General features: G+C 60.6%; 14 protein-coding genes and 1 riboswitch. Of the genes, 7 read left to right on the top strand and 7 right to left on the bottom strand.

The annotated features are described in order from the left end of the window. Positions 1-638: 638 nt before the first annotated feature. Positions 639-872: a hypothetical protein gene (locus tag ACGSLL_RS14705; protein WP_394506841.1), complete on the bottom strand. Its 234-nt coding sequence runs from the start codon at positions 870-872 to the stop codon at positions 639-641. A 204-nt stretch (positions 873-1,076) separates the two neighbouring features. On the opposite strand from ACGSLL_RS14705, the gene ACGSLL_RS14700 reads away from it, so the two are divergent. After that, positions 1,077-1,661 (top strand): YajG family lipoprotein, encoded by a 585-nt coding sequence (locus ACGSLL_RS14700; protein ID WP_394506840.1) that lies wholly within the window; start codon positions 1,077-1,079, stop codon positions 1,659-1,661. Positions 1,662-1,907: 246 nt separating this feature from the next. Here the strand turns inward: ACGSLL_RS14700 and ACGSLL_RS14695 are convergent, their stop codons facing one another. After that, on the bottom strand, positions 1,908-2,114 hold the full coding sequence (locus ACGSLL_RS14695) for a hypothetical protein (RefSeq protein ID WP_394506839.1): 207 nt from the start codon (positions 2,112-2,114) through the stop codon (positions 1,908-1,910). Between the two features lie 193 nt (positions 2,115-2,307). On the opposite strand from ACGSLL_RS14695, the gene ACGSLL_RS14690 reads away from it, so the two are divergent. Beyond that, on the top strand, positions 2,308-2,586 hold the full coding sequence (locus ACGSLL_RS14690; protein ID WP_203419451.1) for a hypothetical protein: 279 nt from the start codon (positions 2,308-2,310) through the stop codon (positions 2,584-2,586). 60 nt (positions 2,587-2,646) lie between these two features. Here the strand turns inward: ACGSLL_RS14690 and ACGSLL_RS14685 are convergent, their stop codons facing one another. Then, positions 2,647-3,810: a 1-acyl-sn-glycerol-3-phosphate acyltransferase gene (locus ACGSLL_RS14685; RefSeq protein WP_394506838.1), complete on the bottom strand. Its 1,164-nt coding sequence runs from the start codon at positions 3,808-3,810 to the stop codon at positions 2,647-2,649. A gap of 142 nt (positions 3,811-3,952) precedes the next feature. Here ACGSLL_RS14685 and ACGSLL_RS14680 point away from each other — a divergent pair, with 142 nt between their 5' ends. Genes ACGSLL_RS14680 through ACGSLL_RS14670 form a run of 3 tightly spaced genes read left to right on the top strand, consistent with a single transcriptional unit; the run spans position 3,953 to position 5,065 of the window. Beyond that, the gene (locus ACGSLL_RS14680; RefSeq protein ID WP_394506837.1) at positions 3,953-4,135 is read left to right on the top strand and encodes a CPXCG motif-containing cysteine-rich protein; all 183 of its coding nucleotides are present in this window, start codon (positions 3,953-3,955) and stop codon (positions 4,133-4,135) included. A gap of 9 nt (positions 4,136-4,144) precedes the next feature. After that, on the top strand, positions 4,145-4,405 hold the full coding sequence (locus ACGSLL_RS14675; RefSeq protein ID WP_090286183.1) for a putative signal transducing protein: 261 nt from the start codon (positions 4,145-4,147) through the stop codon (positions 4,403-4,405). A gap of 36 nt (positions 4,406-4,441) precedes the next feature. Continuing rightward, positions 4,442-5,065: an SOS response-associated peptidase gene (locus tag ACGSLL_RS14670; protein WP_394506836.1), complete on the top strand. Its 624-nt coding sequence runs from the start codon at positions 4,442-4,444 to the stop codon at positions 5,063-5,065. Between the two features lie 99 nt (positions 5,066-5,164). Here the strand turns inward: ACGSLL_RS14670 and ACGSLL_RS28255 are convergent, their stop codons facing one another. After that, positions 5,165-7,306 (bottom strand): methyl-accepting chemotaxis protein, encoded by a 2,142-nt coding sequence (locus ACGSLL_RS28255; RefSeq protein WP_459349941.1) that lies wholly within the window; start codon positions 7,304-7,306, stop codon positions 5,165-5,167. A 257-nt stretch (positions 7,307-7,563) separates the two neighbouring features. On the opposite strand from ACGSLL_RS28255, the gene ACGSLL_RS14655 reads away from it, so the two are divergent. Beyond that, a complete protein-coding gene (locus tag ACGSLL_RS14655) occupies positions 7,564-8,382 on the top strand; it encodes a M48 family metallopeptidase (protein ID WP_394506835.1) in 819 nt (272 codons plus the stop codon). Between the two features lie 130 nt (positions 8,383-8,512). Here ACGSLL_RS14655 and ACGSLL_RS14650 read toward each other — a convergent pair whose 3' ends face one another. From ACGSLL_RS14650 to ACGSLL_RS14640, 3 genes are all read right to left on the bottom strand, one after another. Beyond that, a complete protein-coding gene (locus ACGSLL_RS14650) occupies positions 8,513-9,097 on the bottom strand; it encodes a TMEM165/GDT1 family protein (protein WP_394506834.1) in 585 nt (194 codons plus the stop codon). Between the two features lie 88 nt (positions 9,098-9,185). Beyond that, positions 9,186-9,310, bottom strand: a riboswitch (yybP-ykoY riboswitch). 50 nt (positions 9,311-9,360) lie between these two features. Beyond that, positions 9,361-10,359 carry a methyltransferase gene (locus ACGSLL_RS14645; RefSeq protein ID WP_394506833.1) on the bottom strand — a complete coding sequence of 333 codons (999 nt, stop codon included), beginning with the start codon at positions 10,357-10,359 and terminating at the stop codon, positions 9,361-9,363. Between the two features lie 33 nt (positions 10,360-10,392). Then, positions 10,393-11,358 carry a 2-hydroxyacid dehydrogenase gene (locus ACGSLL_RS14640; protein ID WP_394506832.1) on the bottom strand — a complete coding sequence of 322 codons (966 nt, stop codon included), beginning with the start codon at positions 11,356-11,358 and terminating at the stop codon, positions 10,393-10,395. Positions 11,359-11,598: 240 nt separating this feature from the next. Here ACGSLL_RS14640 and ACGSLL_RS14635 point away from each other — a divergent pair, with 240 nt between their 5' ends. Then, entirely contained in the window at positions 11,599-12,228 is a 630-nt protein-coding gene (locus ACGSLL_RS14635; protein WP_394506831.1) for a LysE family translocator, read from the top strand. The last annotated feature ends 52 nt before the right edge of the window (positions 12,229-12,280 follow it).

Raw genomic sequence — 12,280 nt, 5'->3', positions numbered from 1 at the left:
TGATGTCCGGGCTATCCGTGGTCAGGTTCGCCATGTCCGAATCTTCGCAATTTTTCGCAACTTCGACGGATGCGTGCGGCCTGGCTTCAAGGGTTCCATGAACTCATTTCTGCGCAAGGCTGGCAATTCGACTTATGGTCGAGACATCCGTTTTGTGCAACCAAATCCGTAGCGGACAGGCTTCAGGCTCCGGTATTCGAGGTATACCCGGTCCTGTGTCGTTGGGCTGTTTCAGACGCTAATGGTGCATGTTCAGACGCAAAACTATTCATTTGCTCGCCACACTCTTGTGAAGTTGTGAAAACCCGTTTTTTTCACGCTCTTTTGAAGACGTGAACCTCAAAAAAGGGCTGCCTTGGCCTGGCACCTGCCCGCAAGGGCAAAAACAACACGGTGGCCGAGCGTCATGACAGCTCTGCAGATTCGCGAAAAGCGGGTTTTTGCCGGAAGAACAGGCAAGCGCGCCAACTTCACTCGATCTGTGTGGGCGGCTCTCTGTGGGCGATTTTGGGTGTCGATGCATGTGCACTGACGCTGTTGCGGGGCCCGATCAGGAGACGTCCTTATAATCGGGGGGAGATTGTAGCGAAGAAATGCGCGCAGTTGCTCGTGTTTAATGACTTTTATTAGGCATCCGGTCAGATGCTCAACATCGCCTGGACGCGTGTGCGAGACTGCGACGCTATGACGCGGGCGCTGGCCGGCAGTGGCTGGTGCAACCAGTTGAGGCGGATTTCTTCGATTTCCACCCAACCGTCGCCCATCGGTTGCAGGCTGCACTGCTTGAAAGCCTGGCAGTGGCCGTTACGGTCGAGCAGGGCAAAGCAGCGGTGCAGCGGACGCGGGGCGAACAGCGAGATCAGATAACGCATGGCGGCGCTCCTTGTTTGAGAACTGATTGCAGCTTGCCGCCGGGCCGTGACGTCGCGGTGTATGCGCGGTGAAGAATCTGTGACAGGAACCGCTTTCGAGCGGGTTTGTCAGACATTTCAGTATTCACTGTGTGGCGCTGGTTACCCGCAGTGGCCCACCGCTATACTGCCGGCCTGTTTGTGCCTGATTCTGGAGAGAAGAGCATGTTGCAACGCCTGTTGTTCGGTTTGATCACTGTGGCCGGTTTGACCCTGGCCGGCTGCGCCCACAGCCCGCAACAACTGAATCCGGAGCCGAAGCTGACCACGCAACTGCCAGCGGTCGGCCGTGGCCAGCCGGTGATCGTGCGTGTGGTCGACGGTCGTCCGTCGCCAACCCTCGGCACCCGCGGCGGCCTGTACCCGGAAACCAGCGCCATTACCGTGCAGCGCGAGCAGATCCTGCCCAAGCTGCAGGCACAGGCCGAAGCTGCCGTGCGCCTGCTCGGCTTCACCCCGAGCACCAACGCGCCGAACGCGCCGCAGCTGACGGTGACCCTGGCCGAGCTGAAATATCAGTCGCCCAAGGAAGGCATGTACGTGACCGAAGCGACCATCGGCGCGACCTTCCGCTCCGACGTGCAGAACGCCAACCGCCGCTACAGCGGCCGTTACGGCGCTTCGCTGGACCAGCGCTTCGGCATGGCGCCGAACCAGGAAACCAACACCAAACTGGTCAGCGATGTGTTGAGCGATGCGTTGACGCGTCTGTTCAAGGATCCGACAGTAGGGCAGGTTCTTGCTGAGTAAGTGATCGACGGATGTGAAAAAGCCCGGGGCCAGTGATGGTTGCCGGGCTTTTTTGTGGGACCTGAAATCCTACCCCCTCACCCCAGCCCTCTCCCCCGGGGGGGCGAGGGGGGAAAGGGAGCCGATCGGGGGCTTTTCAGAACCGGAGTTCGGCTGGATATTTCAGGTCGATGCACCTCGACCAAACACCTCGATCAGTCCCCTCTCCCTCCGGGAGAGGGCTAGGGTGAGGGTGCTTTTGCTTTTTCAGGCAGCCTGCGAATAAAAATCGAGCATGCTCACCCCGGTCAGCAGATCAGTCTCCGGCAAATCCGCATGCTGATGCCCGCCCAGTGCGCAATACACCAGCCAATGCCGGTCCTGCACATTGAACGCAAGGCTGCCGACCAGACTCTGCTGATCGTCGTAGGGCGTGATGAGGTACAGGCGATCCTGGTTTTCCGCGTGCAGCATGGTGCAATCCATTGAAGTTTCGAGGCGCGCAGGGTGCAGCATCCACATGACGATGCCGTGACACAGGACAGCCATCGGTCGATTGTCAGGTTATTTGTCGCAAAGGCTGGGGCAGGGCGCTCGGGTTTGGGTAGAATCCGCGCCGCGGTCGTCGGTCTGGCGTCTGCCATACCGGTCTAGATTGAGGTCTGTGATGTCGCTGCACTTGATGACACTGTTTACCGCCCATCCCGCCAAATTGATCAATCTGCTGGCGCTGCTGCTGGCGTTTCCCGGCAGCTGGCTGCTGCATGCCACCCGTCGCCGCGAACAACGCGCACAGGCCAGCATTGCCGCCCAGCGTCAGGCGCAGCCGAATGCCGAGCCGCTGCTCGATTGGGCGACCTTGCGCATGAACCGTTTTTTCTATCGTTTCGGTTTTGCCTGCCTGGGCCTGGCCTTGCTGGTGTCGTGGATCAGCACGCGCTTCTGAATCGCTCAGGCATGAAAAACGGCGCCCGCAGGCGCCGTTTTTGTGTCTGGCTCAGACTGCTTACAGCGGCAGGCCAGCCTTGACCCTGTACTGATTGCGCACCGGCGTCGCGTATTGCAGCACCAGATACGGGCGATGCTCGGCGGGGCAGGCGTCCAGCCGGCTCTGCCATTCTTCCTCGGCCTTGGCCAGTTCGTCGGCCGGGAACACCTCGGCAGCCTTCGGTACATTCAATTGCGGGTCGGCATCGGCCCACTGCGCATACGCCAGGTAATGCACCGGGAACAAGCGGTAACCGCCGAGGATCTGCTTGTCCATCTCGGTCGCCAACTGCTTGGTGTCTTCGTAGACCTCGGTGATCGGCGCGGCGAAGTTGATGTGCACGCGGCCCTTGTAGCCGGTGATGCCCTTGGCAATGCTCACGTCATCCTCGCCCGGCGCCTTGCAATAGGTGCCGGTGGTGGCGCGGATGTACAACTCGCGGGCCTTGGCCTGATCGCACGGGTCGTATTCATAGCTGATCGACACCGGCGTCACATTGAGCGAGCGAATCACTTCGCCGAACGGCTCGTCCTTGCGGCTCATGTGGAACATCTTGAGGATCGCCGACTCAGTGCGGTCGTCGCCGTCCTTCGCCCGGCCTTCCGCCTGAGCAATCCAGATCGACGCGCAATCGTTGCGAATCGAGTGGTTGATGTACGCCGACAGCAACTGATACGCGGCCATTTTCTCGCGTCGACCGGTGATCGAGCGATGCACGATGAAACTCTTGTTCAAACGCATCAGGTCGCTGACGAAGGGCTTCTGCAGCAGGTTGTCGCCAATCGCGATGCGCGGTGTCGGCAGGCCAGCGTGGTACACGGCGTAGTTGACGAAGGCCGGGTCCATGACGATGTCGCGGTGGTTGGCGATGAACAGATAGGCGCTGCCGGATTTGAATTGCTCGACCCCGGTGTAGGTCACGCCGTCAGTGGCACGCTCGATGGTGTGATCGACGTAAGACTCGATCTTGTCCTGCAAGGTCGCCACCGAAACCACGTCGGCGAACTCACGACGCAGCCGATGCGCTATAAGAGGTTTGAGCATCCAGCCGAAGGCACCGGCAAAGCGCGGGAAGCGGAAGTGGGTGAGGATATCTAGAAACGCCTTGTCGCCGAGCAGTCTTGCCAGTACCACGGGTACTTCGCTGTCGTCGTAAGGTCGGATGGCATCGAATTCGCCCATCATGCTCTCTTGTTGGAAACGGCTAGGGTAAGTAAAGGGTTTGATCGAAAACCCGCGGGGCACGGTCTGAAAAAATAGCCAGACACCAATAGCCCTGCAAATAGACCGGCGATTATACGCACAAGTCACTTGGGAGACCGCGATGCTGGAAGATGCAGTGTACGAATGTCCGTATTGCGGTGAAGAAGTCGAAACGACGCTGGATCTGTCCGCTGGCGATCAGACTTACATAGAAGACTGTCAGGTGTGCTGCCGGCCGATCACCTTTGTTTTGCAGGTGCATGAAGATGAATGGCACTTGGAAGTCTTCAACGAAAACGAATAAGGGGCGCGTATGCAGCGAATCTACGAACCGGCCAGCCTGATGGAAGGCGAAATGCTCAAGGGCATGCTTGCCAGCGAAGGCATCGAGGCACACCTGATTGGCCGCGATCTGCTCGGTGGCACGGGCGAACTGCCGATTTTCGGGCTGTTGTGGTTGTCGGTGGATAACGATCAGGCCGAATACGCCCGCGAGCTGATCACCGCGTACAATGCCGCGCTGCCGCTGCCCGGCGATGAACCGGAAAGCTACCCCGGTACGCTGGTCTGTTAGGCTGGCGTCGGTTTTATTCAAGAGTCGTGTTGCCCCATGTGTGGACGTTATGCCCTGTTTCGCTGGAACCGCGACTTCGCGGCCTTGCCAGGTTTTCCCGCCGATCAGCAGGCGCAGTGGAACATTTCCCCCAATGATTCAGTGCTGATGCTGCGCGCCGATGCAGACGGTGCGCGCACGCTGGCCCGCGCGCGTTGGGGGCTGACGCCGCGGTGGCTGACTGACTTGTCGAAGACCCCCGCCCATGCGCGAGCGGAAACCGTGGCCGAGCAACCGATGTTCCGCGAAGCACTGCGCTTGCGTCGCTGCCTGCTGCCGGCCAACGGTTTTTACGAATGGCGCGGGACCCAGCGCAAGCGTCCGTTCTGGCTGACGCCGGGGGAGGGCTCATCGCTGTTTTTTGCGGCGATCTGGGAGGCGTATCCGGTGCAGGAACAGGTCTGGCTGAGCACCGCTGTCATCACCCAGCCGGCGGCCAGCCAGCGCCGACCGTTGATTCTCGATGAGGCGGGGCAGGCGGCATGGCTTGATCCGGAAACACCGCTGCATGTGTTGCAGGGCTTGCTCGCCAGTGAGCCGGCGGCGCTGCGCGAGCGGGTGTTGGCGAATCTGGTGAATGATCCGAAGCTGAATGGGCCGGAGTGTTTGACCCCGGGTTAATGAGTTGTCTGTGCCGGCGTCTTCGCGAGCAGGCTCGCTCCCACAGTTGGTATGCATTCCCCTGTGGGAGCGAGCCTGCTCGCGAATGAGGCCTCCAGATCAGACCTTGAACTGATTGATCAACCGCCGCTGCTGCTCCGCCAGTTTGGTCAACCCTGCACTCGCCGAACTCGATTCATCCGCGCCGCCCGCCACTTCGTTGGCCACCTGACCGATATTGATCACGTTGCGATTGATGTCATCGGCCACCGCACTCTGTTCTTCCGCCGCGCTGGCGATCTGCGTGTTCATGTCGTTGATAACCGACACGGCATGAGTAATCGTCTCCAGCGCCTCGGCGGCTTTCGCGGCGTGTTGCACGCTTTCGTCGGTGCGGTTCTGACTGTCTTCCATGACCCGCACCACATCGCGGGTGCCTTGTTGCAGTTGCTGAATCATGGACTGGATTTCTTCGGTGGCTTGCTGGGTTTTCTGCGCCAGATTGCGCACTTCGTCCGCCACCACCGCAAAGCCGCGACCCTGCTCGCCGGCGCGCGCCGCTTCGATTGCCGCGTTCAATGCCAGCAGGTTGGTCTGCTCGGCAATCCCGCGAATCGCTGTAAGGATCGCGTTGATGTTCTCGCTGTCCTTGGCCAGGTTTTGCACCACGTCGACCGCTTTGCCGATTTCCTTGGCGAGCACACCGATCGAGTTCGAGGTGTCGCGCACGATCTGCATGCCCTGAGTAGCCGCCTGATCGGCATGGCTCGCGGCTTGCGCCGCCTGGGTGGCATTGCGCGCCACGTCTTGCGCAGTGGCGGTCATCTCCTGCACGGCCGTGGCGACCTGATCGATTTCGGCCATTTGTTTCTGGATGCCGATATTGGTGCGAATGGCGATGTCGGCGGTGTGTTCCGAAGAATCGCTGACGCTCTGCACCGAGGTCACCACTTGGGTGATCATCGCTTGCAGTTTGGCGAGGAAGGTATTGAAGCCCTTGGCAATCGAGCCAAGTTCATCGCTGCGGTCACTGCTCAGGCGGCGAGTCAGATCGCCTTCGCCCTGGGCGATGTCATTGAGCATGGCGACCATCTGCTTGAGTGGCCGGGCGATGCCATGGCCGACCAGCCAGATCACCAGCAAGCCGAGGCCGGCGATCAGCAAACCGACCATGGCCATGCCGAAGGTGTCGGATTTACGCTGGGCATCGAGGTCGGCCTGCAGCGCTTGCAGATCGGCCATCACCGCGTTGAGTGGCAGTTGCAGCATCAGCGTCCAGCGTGCGTCGGTCTGACCGATGCCGAACGGCAGGTACAACTCGATCCGGCCCTTTTCCTTGTTAACGGAGTAAGTCACTTCGCCGCGCTTGAGGTTGGCCATGTTGGCGGACTGTTCGGCATCGAGAATGTCGCTGACCTTCTCGCCGAATTTGCTCGGGTCCTTGGTATAAGCCACGATCCGGCCATTGCCACCGACCAGGGCCATTTCGCCGGCTCCGCTGTAGAGTTTCTGGTTGGCACCCAGCAGCATTTCCTGAATGAAGTTCACCGACAGATCGGCGCCGACGATGCCCTGGAAAGCGCCGTTGAGCATGATCGGTTCGATAAACGAGGCGAGCATGACGACCTTGTCGCCGACCTTGTACGGCGCCGGATCAATCACGCAGGGTTTCTTGTTTTCCTTTGAGCACAGGTAGTACTCGCTGGCGCGCACGCCGGTCGACAGGGTTTTCTGGTCATCGACGTCGACCAGTTTGTCGAGGCCGAGGGTGCCGTCCTCGTTGCGGAACCACCACGGCAGAAAGCGCCCGTTGCTTGCGTCGATGCCGACCACGCTGGTACCGACGTAGGCCGCGTCATTGTGATCGAGCGCATTCTTTTCCCAGCCAATGTACGTGCCGAGAATCTTCGGGTTCTTTTCGACGTTCTCTTTGATCAGGCTGATCAGTTGCTCGCGGCTGACGCTCAGGCGCGGCTGGCCATCGGCGCCCGGCGTACCGAGCAGCGCGTTGACGCGCACCAGGCCGCCGGCAATCAGCAGCGGTGCTTCGAGTTCCCGCTGGATCTGGCTGACCTGGGTTTGCGCCAGCGCGGTCAGGCGCTGCTCGATGACCTGCTCGAACTGCGCCTGGGTGCGTTGTTGCACCATTGCCTGAGTGCGCGCGCCGGCAAACAGCGCATACAGCACCAGCGCCGCGACCACGCTGAGGACAATGGCGCCGGCCAGGGCGGCGACGGAAAACTGGATCGACTTGAACTTCATGGGAGCTCCGCAGGCAAGAGAATATCTGCGAAAGTTTTATCGGCGGCTGCTGCGGGGCCATGAGTGGCGCTGGTCGGAATCGGTCTGACATGTCGTAAATCGGCTGCTGCGTGACGCAGTAGTTGTGTGGCTGGCGGTCGCCGGGATTTTTTTCAATGCGGGAAATGTCTGAGAAGCCACTGCTACATGTCCGTTGTATCTGGCGTCTATACAATTACCCGCCTAGGATACGCCACAGGTTTTCAGGGAGCTTTTCAATGAACAAGACATTGGTTGTTAGTGCACTGAGCGCAGCGCTGTTGCTGGCCGGTTGTCAGTCGGTCAACACCACCAGCGGCGGCGCCGTCGGGGTGGAGCGCAAGCAGTACATGTTCAGCATGCTGTCCTCGCAAGAGGTCGACCAGATGTATGCCCAGTCGTATCAGAAAACTGTTGGCGAGGCGTCCAGCAAAGGTGTGCTGGACAAGACCAGCCCCGAGGCCAAGCGAGTGCAGGCGATTGCCAACCGCTTGATCGCCCAGGCGCCGAATTTCCGTCCGGATGCGGCGCAGTGGCAGTGGGAGGTCAATCTGATCAAGAGCGACGAACTCAACGCCAACTGCGGTCCTGGCGGCAAGATCATTTTCTACACCGGGCTGATCGACAGCCTGAAGCTGACCGACGATGAAATCGCTGCGGTCATGGGGCATGAAATCGCCCACGCCTTGCGCGAGCACGGTCGCGAAGCGATGTCCAAGGCTTATGGCATCGAGATGGCCAAGCAGGGCGCCGGTGCGTTGTTCGGTCTCGGTCAGGACAGCCTGGCCCTGGCCGACACCGTGGCCAACTACGGCATGACCCTGCCCAACAGTCGCGCCAATGAAAACGAAGCCGACCTGATCGGTCTGGAACTGGCCGCCCGCGCCGGCTACAACCCGAATGCGGCGATTACCCTGTGGGACAAGATGAGCAAGGCTTCGGAAGGTTCGCCGCCGGAATTCATGAGCACCCACCCGGCCTCGACCAGCCGGATTGCCTCGTTGCAGGCGGCGATTCCGAAAGTCATGCCGCTCTACGAAAAAGCCCCCAAATCCTGATCAGCTTGACGGTGATCGTTCCCACGCTCCGCGTGGGAATGCATCAAGGGACGCTCCGCGTTCCAATGGGACGCAGAGCGTCCCCGGCTGCATTCCCACGCAGAGCGTGGGAACGATCCTTCTCTCAGGGTTAAACCCAGCCGCTGCTCTGCATCGCCTTGTACACCGCGACAATTGCCAGAATGAAAAACGCCGAAGCCGCGAGGCGACGGATCAAGGTCAGTGGTAACTTGTCCGCCGCGAAATTACCCGCCAATACCACCGGCACGTTGGCAATCAGCATGCCCACGGTGGTGCCGATGATCACCAGCCACAATTCCGGATACTGCGCGGCGAGCATCACTGTGGCGATCTGGGTCTTGTCGCCGATTTCGGCAAGGAAGAACGCAATCAACGTGGTCAGGAACGGGCCGAACTTTCGCGCGGTGCTGGCTTCGTCGTCATCGAGCTTGTCCGGCACCAGCGTCCACAGGGCTGTGGCGGCGAAGCTGGCGGCGAGAATCCAGTGCAGAACGCTGTCGGAGAAGAAACTGCCGAACCAGGCGCCGACCGCACCGGCTGCCGCGTGGTTAGCCAGGGTCGCGGCGACAATCCCGGCGATGATCGGCCAGGGTTTGCGGAAGCGAGCGGCCAGAATCAGCGCGAGCAGTTGCGTCTTGTCGCCGATTTCGGCCAAGGCAACGATTGCGGTGGGAACGAGTAACGAGTCCAGCATCAGGGATTTCCTAAGGGGCGGGTCGACACGGCTATGACACGTACAGCCTTCCCGCCCCGGGTAAGGTGTGCGTGTCATAGGTCTTGTCAAACCCTGCGATCCGTCTGGTGCGGACGCTTGGGTCGCATACGCCATGATCTGAGGATCAAGTATGTTGACGTATGCCGGACGAGCTTGGCGCTCGTGGGAGACTACTCCCCTAGGACGGAGCGGATTCTGCCTAGGCTAATCCGTTTGGGCAAGCGACTTTTTGCAAAGCGGTTTCAGCCGCGCTTGGCCCGATAGATCCGGAAACCATTGCCTTCGGCCTTGATTGCACAGACGCCCAGATGCTCTTCGATCAACGGCTGATACTTCAGGAAGCTGTTCGCGACCAAGCGCAGTTCGCCGCCGTTTTTCAGATGTTTGGCCGCTTTTCGCAGCAAGTTTTCCGTTGCGAAGTAATCCGTGTGCACACCGACGTGGAATGGCGGGTTGCTCAGAATTGCGCTCAAACCCATCGGTGCAGCATCGATGCCATCGCCGGTCAGCACCTCGGCTTCAAGGCCATTGGCGGCGAGGGTCAGACGGCTGCTGGCGGCAGCAAATGCATCAACGTCGAGCAACGTGACTTGATTGTGCGGGTAGCGACGTTTGACCGCTGCGCCGAGCACGCCAGCGCCGCAACCGAAGTCGAGCAAATGGCCGCTTGGCAGCTTGTCCAGATGCTCCAGCAGCAGGGCGCTGCCGCGATCGAGGCGACCGTGGCTGAACACCCCCGGCAGGCTGATGACTTTCAGCGGGCCTTCGGCCGACGGCAGTTCGTAGGTCTGCGCCAGGCTTTCCAGCGATTTGGTTTCAGGCGCATTGGCTACGGTGACCTGCCAGAGCTGGCAATGCCGAGCGCTGTCGAGTTTGCGTGGTTTGCCGAACGGATGGAGCTGTTTCGCCGCACCTTCAATGCCGCTGCGTTTTTCCCCGACCAGAAACACCTCTCGACCGGCCAGACGCGAGGCGACGGCGTTGAGGATGTAATCGGTCAGGTCCTTGGACTTGGGCAGGAACACCACCGCGCTGTCGAATTCGCGTTCCGGGATGTTCACGCCAAAATCGCTGCGACCTTCGAAACGGGCCTCCAGCGCGGCTTGATCGCCGGCATGCCAGCACCAGCCGAAGGCATTTGGCAGGCGTCCGAGCAAATCGTCGGCGGGCAAACCGGCGAGCAACAACGAACCTTGAAACCATTCAGGCTGACGAAGCAGTACTTCACTGCGCGGATCCATAACTGCTCCTCGAAAAAAAAGTGCCGCAGTTTATCAACTGACGACCCGCAGCGCCTTAGCGCTGAAGAACGCCTGCGCGTTTTCACTGAGTTGGCCGACGATGCGCTGGCGTGCTTCGCGGCTGCCCCAGGCGTTATGCGGCGTGACGATCAGGCGCGGAATGTCGTTTGCCAGTAGCGGATTGCCCTGAGCTGGCGGCTCGACACTCAGCACATCCGTCGCCGCGCCGCCTAGGTGCCCGTTGCGCAGGGCCTCGGCCAGCGCCTGCTCATCGATCAGGCCGCCGCGTGCAGTGTTGACCACGAACGCACCGGGTTTTAGCAAGGTCAGCTCGCGTGCACCGATGAAATGGCGGGTGTGGTCATTGAGCGGGCAGTGCAGGGTCAGGGCGTCGATCTGCGGCAGCAGTTCATCCAGTGGCACGCGATCGGGGCGGGCAGGGCGCCCCGGAATCTGCCCGAGCAACACGCGCATGCCGAACGCTTCGGCCAGCCGCGCCACGGCGCCGCCGAGTTCACCGTGACCGAGCAGGCCAAGGGTTTTGCCTTCGAGTTCAACAATCGGATAGTCGAGCAGGCAGAACTGCTTCGCCTGCTGCCAGCGACCTTCGCCGACGGCTTTCTGATAGTCGGCCAGCCGTGTGGCGAGGTTGAGCAGCAGCATGATCGTGTGTTGCGCCACGGATGGCGTGCCGTAGCCCTGGCAGTTGCACACCGTGATGCCTTGCGCATGCGCGGCGGCGAGGTCGACGTTATTGGTGCCGGTGGCGCTGATCAGGATCAGTTTCAGTTGTGGATTGGCCGCCATGGCGGCCGCGTCGATCACGACTTTGTTGGTGATCGCCACGCTGGCGCCGTGCAGACGTTCGGCAACCTGCTGCGGCGTGGTCTGGGCAAACAGCTGCAGTTCGCTGAAACAGTCGCGCAGCGGATTGAGGTCGAGGTCGCCGAGATCCAGCGACGGGTGATCGAGGAATACCGCGCGGTGCGTGTTCGTCATCAACTGTACCTTTTGTGCGAAGAGCGTAGGGCGTACTCTGCCGAGCCTACCAGATGAAACAATTGGTTACTCAGTAGCGGAAAGTATCAAGGACCTGTGGGAGCGAGCCTGCTCGCGAATGCCTTTGTTCATTCAATACTTTTGTTGGCTGACCCAGCGCTTTCGCGAGCAGGCTCGCTCCCACCGGGACAGCGTCCGCGCCGTGAGACCAGTTTGAATAACCGATCCTGAGGAGCCCCCATGTACTGGACCGAGTTCTTGACCGTTGCATTGATTCACCTGCTGGCCGTCGCCAGCCCCGGCCCGGATTTCGCCGTGGTGGTGCGCGAGAGCGTGACCCACGGTCGTCGCGCCGGTACGTGGACGGCGCTGGGTGTCGGCACGGCGATTTTCCTGCATGTCGGTTATTCGCTGCTGGGCATCGGCCTGATCGTGTCGCAATCGATCGTGCTGTTCAATGCGTTGAAATGGGCGGCAGCGGCGTATCTGCTGTACATCGGCTTCAAGGCATTGCGCGCGCAACCGGCGAAAACAGTGACGGATGATCTGCACAAGGAAGCGGGTGTGCGCACCGTGCGTGGCGCCTTTACTTCGGGGTTCGTGACCAACGGCCTGAACCCGAAAGCCACGCTGTTCTTCCTGTCACTGTTCACCGTGGTGATCAATCCGCACACACCCTTGGCAGTGCAGGCCGGTTACGGCGTTTACCTGGCTGTGGCCACCGCAATCTGGTTTTGCCTGGTGGCGATGCTTTTCAGTCAGCACCGCGTGCGTGCCGGTTTCGCTCGCATGGGCCACTGGTTCGACCGCACCATGGGCGCGGTGCTGATTGCTCTCGGCGTGAAAATCGCGTTTACCGAGATGCACTGATCGCACATACGCATCCATCTTTGTGGGAGCGAGCCTGCTCGCGAAAGCGATG

The organism is Pseudomonas retamae (assembly GCF_043496865.1).
Taxonomy (GTDB): Bacteria; Pseudomonadota; Gammaproteobacteria; order Pseudomonadales; family Pseudomonadaceae; genus Aquipseudomonas; species Aquipseudomonas retamae.
The sequence above is the reverse complement of the archived record's forward strand: the minus strand, read 5'-3'. Positions and strand labels throughout refer to the sequence as shown.

Excerpts from the sequence above, each read along its gene's own strand:
- ACGSLL_RS14640 (WP_394506832.1), bottom strand. The coding sequence starts at position 11,358 with ATGACGAACACGCACCGCGCGGTATTCCTCGATCACCCGTCGCTGGAT.
- ACGSLL_RS14700 (WP_394506840.1), top strand. The coding sequence starts at position 1,077 with ATGTTGCAACGCCTGTTGTTCGGTTTGATCACTGTGGCCGGTTTGACC.
- ACGSLL_RS14675 (WP_090286183.1), top strand. The coding sequence starts at position 4,145 with ATGCAGCGAATCTACGAACCGGCCAGCCTGATGGAAGGCGAAATGCTC.
- ACGSLL_RS14690 (WP_203419451.1), top strand. The coding sequence starts at position 2,308 with ATGTCGCTGCACTTGATGACACTGTTTACCGCCCATCCCGCCAAATTG.
- ACGSLL_RS14705 (WP_394506841.1), bottom strand. The coding sequence starts at position 872 with ATGCGTTATCTGATCTCGCTGTTCGCCCCGCGTCCGCTGCACCGCTGC.
- ACGSLL_RS14635 (WP_394506831.1), top strand. The coding sequence starts at position 11,599 with ATGTACTGGACCGAGTTCTTGACCGTTGCATTGATTCACCTGCTGGCC.
- ACGSLL_RS14680 (WP_394506837.1), top strand. The coding sequence starts at position 3,953 with ATGCTGGAAGATGCAGTGTACGAATGTCCGTATTGCGGTGAAGAAGTC.
- ACGSLL_RS14685 (WP_394506838.1), bottom strand. The coding sequence starts at position 3,810 with ATGGGCGAATTCGATGCCATCCGACCTTACGACGACAGCGAAGTACCC.
- ACGSLL_RS14650 (WP_394506834.1), bottom strand. The coding sequence starts at position 9,097 with ATGCTGGACTCGTTACTCGTTCCCACCGCAATCGTTGCCTTGGCCGAA.
- ACGSLL_RS28255 (WP_459349941.1), bottom strand. The coding sequence starts at position 7,306 with ATGAAGTTCAAGTCGATCCAGTTTTCCGTCGCCGCCCTGGCCGGCGCC.
- ACGSLL_RS14670 (WP_394506836.1), top strand. The coding sequence starts at position 4,442 with ATGTGTGGACGTTATGCCCTGTTTCGCTGGAACCGCGACTTCGCGGCC.
- ACGSLL_RS14655 (WP_394506835.1), top strand. The coding sequence starts at position 7,564 with ATGAACAAGACATTGGTTGTTAGTGCACTGAGCGCAGCGCTGTTGCTG.
- ACGSLL_RS14695 (WP_394506839.1), bottom strand. The coding sequence starts at position 2,114 with ATGCTGCACGCGGAAAACCAGGATCGCCTGTACCTCATCACGCCCTAC.
- ACGSLL_RS14645 (WP_394506833.1), bottom strand. The coding sequence starts at position 10,359 with ATGGATCCGCGCAGTGAAGTACTGCTTCGTCAGCCTGAATGGTTTCAA.